The 472-nt window shown below is 60.8% G+C and carries 1 protein-coding gene; it reads right to left on the bottom strand.

The window, feature by feature from the left end; genetic code table 11:
• A partial coding sequence (locus QQF40_RS17035) for a helix-turn-helix domain-containing protein (protein ID WP_285462037.1) occupies window positions 1-472 on the bottom strand: 472 nt, incomplete at both ends.

Genomic DNA, 472 nt, shown 5'->3' with positions numbered 1-472 from the left:
ACCCGGCGGGTATCGGCATCCAGCACCACGCTGGCGTAGCGATGTCCTTTGAATAGAGCGAACTCATCCATCACCAAGCGTCTGGGCTGCGCCTTCGGTAGCTTCTCCAGTGCGTCTTGTAGCGCCCGTCGCTCCAGCAAGCGCACGCTGTCCCAATGCAAACCAAACAGCTCGGCGACGTGCAGAGTGGGCAGTCTTTGACAGGCTTGGACCACAGCTTCGGCCAAGCGCTTGGTCATTCGCGAATAGCGGTCAAGCCAGCAGGTTGACTCCATTCTCTTGCCGCATGTGCTGCACCCGACGCGCCGCAGCCCCACATTCAACCGCACTTCACGGCCAAGGATGGGCAGGTCACGGATTGAGCGCTGGCAGTATTCGTGGATGGTGGTGCTGGGCTGATGGCAGCCGCTGCAGGTGGGTAATCTGTTGGGCTGCGGAATCAGGTCGATCAGCAGGTCGTCGCCGTCAGATC

Origin of the sequence: Cobetia sp. LC6, assembly GCF_030264805.1 — a bacterium.
In the GTDB taxonomy this organism is placed as follows: Bacteria; Pseudomonadota; Gammaproteobacteria; order Pseudomonadales; family Halomonadaceae; genus Cobetia.
Note: the sequence above shows the minus strand (reverse complement) of the source record. Positions and strands in the feature narration are given on the sequence as shown.